General features: G+C 32.5%; 4 protein-coding genes. 1 reads left to right on the top strand and 3 read right to left on the bottom strand.

What is annotated here, in order from left to right; all coding sequences use genetic code 11:
* The 3 genes from AB1Z17_RS00085 to gcvP all read right to left on the bottom strand — a co-directional run.
* Positions 1-254, bottom strand: a 254-nt coding sequence (locus AB1Z17_RS00085) for a biotin/lipoyl-containing protein (protein ID WP_368049754.1), incomplete at its 3' end; no start/stop codon positions are given.
* Positions 255-1,247 carry a pyruvate dehydrogenase (acetyl-transferring) E1 component subunit alpha gene (pdhA, locus tag AB1Z17_RS00080; RefSeq protein WP_368049753.1) on the bottom strand — a complete coding sequence of 331 codons (993 nt, stop codon included), beginning with the start codon at positions 1,245-1,247 and terminating at the stop codon, positions 255-257. It abuts the gene before it with no gap.
* Between the two features lie 269 nt (positions 1,248-1,516).
* Positions 1,517-4,363 (bottom strand): aminomethyl-transferring glycine dehydrogenase, encoded by a 2,847-nt coding sequence (gcvP, locus tag AB1Z17_RS00075; RefSeq protein ID WP_368049752.1) that lies wholly within the window; start codon positions 4,361-4,363, stop codon positions 1,517-1,519.
* Positions 4,364-4,502: 139 nt separating this feature from the next.
* Between gcvP and AB1Z17_RS00070 the strand changes: the two genes are divergently transcribed.
* The coding region (locus AB1Z17_RS00070) for a hypothetical protein (RefSeq protein ID WP_368049751.1) at positions 4,503-5,164 on the top strand (662 nt) is incomplete at its 3' end.

Raw genomic sequence — 5,164 nt, 5'->3', positions numbered from 1 at the left:
GCATCAATATCTTCACCTTCTTCCCCAATAATTGCTAAAAGAGAATCTACAGGTGCAGTTTCACCATTTTGCAAACCAATGTATAAAAGTGTTCCTTCGTTAAAAGATTCAAACTCCATAGTTGCTTTATCAGTCTCAATTTCAGCTAATATGTCGCCTTCTGAAACGTTATCTCCAACTTTTTTTAACCACTGTGCTACAACTCCTTCAGTCATTGTATCACTTAAACGTGGCATTGTTATTATTTCTGCCATTTATCTATGTTTTAAAAAAGGATAATCTTCTTGTTCGTAAACCATATCGTATAATTGTTGTTTCTCTGGATATGGAGATTCTTCAGCAAATTTTTGACATTCTTCTACTTTGTCTTTTACTTCTTTATCCCAAGTTTTAATTTGAGCATCCGTAGCATATTTTTTAGTCTTAATAACTTCTAAAACTTGCGTAATGGGATCAATTTTACGGTATTCGTTTACTTCGTCTTTGGTTCTATAGTGTTGAGCATCACTCATTGAATGTCCTCTATATCTATATGTTTTAATATCTAAAAGTGTTGGTCCGTCACCTCTTCTTGCGCGCTCAATAGCTTCTTCCATGGCCTCAGCAACTTTCACAGGATTCATTCCATCAACAGGTCCACACGGCATTTCGTATCCTAAACCTAGTTTCCAAATATCTTCGTGGTTCGCAGTTCTTTCTACTGAGGTTCCCATAGCGTAACCATTGTTTTCACAAATAAAAACTACTGGTAATTTCCAGTTGATTGCCATATTAAAAGTTTCGTGCAAAGAACCTTGACGTGCAGCACCATCTCCAAAATAAGTTAGTGTAACACCATCTCTTTCGAAATATTTATCTGCAAAAGCCAATCCAGCACCCAAAGGAATTTGACCTCCAACAATACCATGACCACCATAAAAATTATGTTCAGGAGAAAAAATATGCATAGAACCTCCCATTCCTTTGGATGTTCCAGTTACTTTTCCTAATAATTCTGCCATAATTCTCTTAGGATCTACTCCTAGACCAATTGGCTGCACGTGGTTACGATAAGCGGTTATCATTTTATCGTTTTCCTTCATTACATGCAAGGCACCGGCTAAAACTGCTTCCTGACCATTGTATAAATGTAGAAATCCTCTTACTTTTTGTTGAATATATAAAGCCGCTAATTTATCTTCAAATTTTCTCCAAAATAGCATGTCTTTATACCAATTGATATAAGTTTCTTTGGTTATTTTTTTCATTTCCGATTGAGATATTAAATTTATATCGAAATGCAAAAGTACTATTTTGCTGATTAGAATAAAAATATGTTGAAATATTTTTTACGATAATGTTTTCGAAATAACAATTATTAAATTAATATGATTTTAGTTGTGATTATCTTGTTAAAAATATCGTTTTTTTCTGAAAACCATAATTTTTAATAAATTACAATTTCATTTAAAAATAAAAGTCTCTAGATTTCCAGAAACTTTTATTTTAATTAGCATATTTTTATTAGTAAAGTTGACTAATCCATATAATCTTCAATAGGGTTGCACGAACAAATTAAGTTTCTGTCTCCAAAAGCATCATCAACGCGTCGAACAGAAGGCCAAAATTTATTCTCTTTTACATACGGTAAAGGAAATGCAGCCTGCTGGCGTGTGTACGGATAGCTCCATTCATCTGCAGTTAACATTTCTTGTGTGTGAGGCGAATTTTTAAGTGCCGAATTTGTATCTCCACTTTCCATCTCATCAATTTCACCTTTTATACTTATTAAAGCATCGCAAAAACGATCTAATTCTGCTTTGTTTTCACTTTCTGTTGGTTCTATCATTAAAGTTCCAGCAACTGGGAATGAAACTGTTGGAGCGTGATAACCATAATCCATTAATCTTTTTGCAACATCAGTTACTTCAATTCCTTTTTCTTTAAATTTTCTAAAATCCACAATCATTTCATGAGCTGCAAAGCCGTTTTCACCTGTGTAAAGAATGTCGTAAAACTTTTCTAAACGCGCTTTTATATAATTTGCATTTAAAATAGCTTTAATTGTAGCTTCTTTTAGGCCACCAGTCCCCAGCATTTTAATATAACTATAAGATATTAGTAATACCAATGCAGATCCCCAAGGAGCTGAAGAAATTGCTGTAATAGGCGTTTCTCCACCAGTTGGAATTATTGGGTTTGAAGGTAAAAAAGGGGCTAAATGTTTTACTACACAAATTGGTCCAACTCCAGGTCCACCACCTCCGTGAGGAATGGCAAAAGTTTTATGTAGGTTTAAATGACAAACATCGGCACCAATAGTTGCAGGGTTAGTTAACCCAACTTGTGCATTCATGTTTGCACCATCCATATAAACTTGTCCGCCACGTTTGTGTATAATTTCGGTAATTTCTTTAATGGTGCTTTCAAAAACTCCATGAGTTGACGGGTAAGTAACCATTAAAGCTGCTAAATTATCTTTATGAAGTTCAGCTTTTTCTCGTAAATCATCTAGATCAATATTTCCTTTATCTGTTGACTTTGTAACCACCACTTTCATTCCAGCCATAACTGCAGAAGCAGGATTTGTTCCGTGTGCAGAAGCAGGTATAATGCAAATATTTCTATGGTGATCTCCTCTGGATTCGTGATAGGCTTTAATAACCAATAAACCTGCATATTCACCTGAAGCTCCTGAATTTGGTTGTAAAGAAGTCGCATAAAAACCAGTAATTTCGTTTAAAGCAACCTCTAAACCTTTTATTACTTCCTGATAACCTTGTGCTTGTTCAATTGGAACAAAAGGATGCATTACACCCCAATTTGGCCAACTTAAAGGCAGCATTTCGGTAGCTGCATTTAATTTCATAGTACACGATCCTAATGAAATCATAGAATGATTTAAAGATAAATCTTTACGCTCTAGTTTTTTAATATAACGCATTAACTCAGTTTCTGAATGGTAGTTTTCAAAAACTTCATTGGTCATAAAAGTTGAAGTTCGTTCTAAGTTTTTAGGTAATGAATTTTCTTCAATTGTAGTTATTGAAATTGATTCTTTTCCTTCTGCTTTGGCTAAAATTTCTAAAATCTGATTGATATCTTCAATAGAACTTGTTTCGTTTATAGAAATACTAACAACTGTGCTTGACGGATAATAGAAATTAATACAGTTTTTTTCTGCAATTCCTTTCACTTTTGAAGCATTTGTAACTTCAACTAATAGTGTATCAAAAAACACAGAGTTTGTTTGTTTTAAATTTAATGTTGCCAAACCTTTGTTTAAAGTAGCAGTTAAATTTTGAATTTTATTTGCAATGTATGTAAGTCCTTTTGGCCCGTGAAAAACACCATACATACCTGCCATAACAGCTAAAAGAACCTGAGCTGTACAAATATTTGAAGTTGCTTTTTCGCGTTTAATATGTTGCTCACGCGTTTGTAATGCCATACGTAAAGCTCTGTTGCCATCTTTATCTTTTGTAACACCAATAATTCTTCCTGGAATGTTACGTTTATAGGCTTCTTTTGTAGCAAAATAACCTGCATGCGGCCCTCCGTATCCCATAGGAATTCCAAAACGTTGTGTTGTTCCAACAACAACATCTGCGCCCCATTCTCCTGGAGGTGTTAATAGCGTTAAACTTAATAAATCTGCTGCTACAACAATTTTAGCATCTACAATTTTTGCTTTTTCTACAAATGAAGTATAATCATAAATTTGTCCATTTTTTGCAGGGTATTGAATAATTGCACCATAGAATTCTTCTGTAAATTCAAAAGTTGTATGGTCGCCAAAAACCAATTCAATTTCTAGCGGATTTGCTCTTGTTTTTAAAACATCTATTGTTTGAGGTAAGACTTCATTTGAAACAAAAAACTTTAAAGCATTTGCCTTTTTTTGGTCTCTGGATCTAGTGTTTAATAACATTAACATGGCCTCACCAGCTGCAGTTCCTTCGTCCAAAAGAGAAGCATTTGCCAATTCCATACCTGTTAACTCGCTTACCATAGTCTGGTAGTTTAAAAGGGCTTCTAAACGACCTTGGGCTATTTCTGCTTGGTAAGGTGTATAAGCAGTATACCAACCTGGATTCTCTAAAACATTACGTTGAATTACACCTGGTAAAATTGTTGGGTGATATCCCAAACCTATGTAATTTTTAAATAATTTATTTTTAGTCGCAAGTTCTTGAATATGAAACATATATTCATATTCGCTCATCGCTTTTGGTAAATTAAGGTTGTTGGCCAATCTAATATCGGCAGGAATGGTTTTATCTATTAATTCATCAACAGAAGTTACTCCAATAGTTTTTACCATATCATTAATCTCGTTTTCACGAGGTCCTACGTGTCTTAAAACAAAAGAATCAGTTCTCATTTATGTAATTTATTATATAAAAATTAATGGTTTCAAAAATACTGAAAATTACTACACTAAAAGACTATAATTATTACTTAATTATAATATTTTGTTAACCAAAAAACTTAGGATATTAACAAATAGTTACTTTTGTTTAATGAATTATTTAAAAAGAATATTCGAATTTTATACATTTAGTAATATACACGTTGCATTAGCAGGATTTTGTATTACTAAAATCACCTTAATAAAATTTGGATATTTGGATCGTTTTTCACCATTATTTGTTGCATTTTCAATAATTATTTCATATAATTTTATTCGATTGTATGAAATAAAATATGACAGCTTAAATTGGTTAAAAAAATGGTTTTATAAACATAAGCTACAGCTGTTAGTTTTATCATTTATTGCAGTTTTAGGGTTGGTTTATTCTGTGTTTTTTACAAATTTTGATAAAAAGTCTATTTATATACTGATTCCGTTCGGGTTTATGACTTTTTTTTACGTGATTCCGTTATTTAAAATTAGAAATATTGAAGTTTCATTTCGTAATTTTCCAGCAATAAAAATACTAAGTATTGCAATTTCTTGGGCTGGAATATCGGTTTTATTTCCATTATTTGAAGCTGGCTATAGTTTCACTAATGCTGTATATCTAGAATTTTTACAGCGAATATTGTTTGTTATAGCCATAACAATACCTTTTGACATTCGAGATTTAAGAACTGATTCGAAAGCACTAAAAACACTTCCTCAATTAGTTGGTATAAAAATGTCTAAATATATTGGTTTTGGTTTGTTGAGTATCTTTATTGG

It is taken from the genome of Lutibacter sp., assembly GCF_040883305.1.
GTDB lineage: Bacteria > Bacteroidota > Bacteroidia > Flavobacteriales > Flavobacteriaceae > Lutibacter.
This window is presented reverse-complemented; position numbering and strand designations above follow the sequence as displayed.

What these genes read in the sequence shown, in the direction of transcription:
- pdhA (WP_368049753.1), bottom strand. Translation starts at nt 1,247, where the DNA reads ATGAAAAAAATAACCAAAGAAACTTATATCAATTGGTATAAAGACATG.
- gcvP (WP_368049752.1), bottom strand. Translation starts at nt 4,363, where the DNA reads ATGAGAACTGATTCTTTTGTTTTAAGACACGTAGGACCTCGTGAAAAC.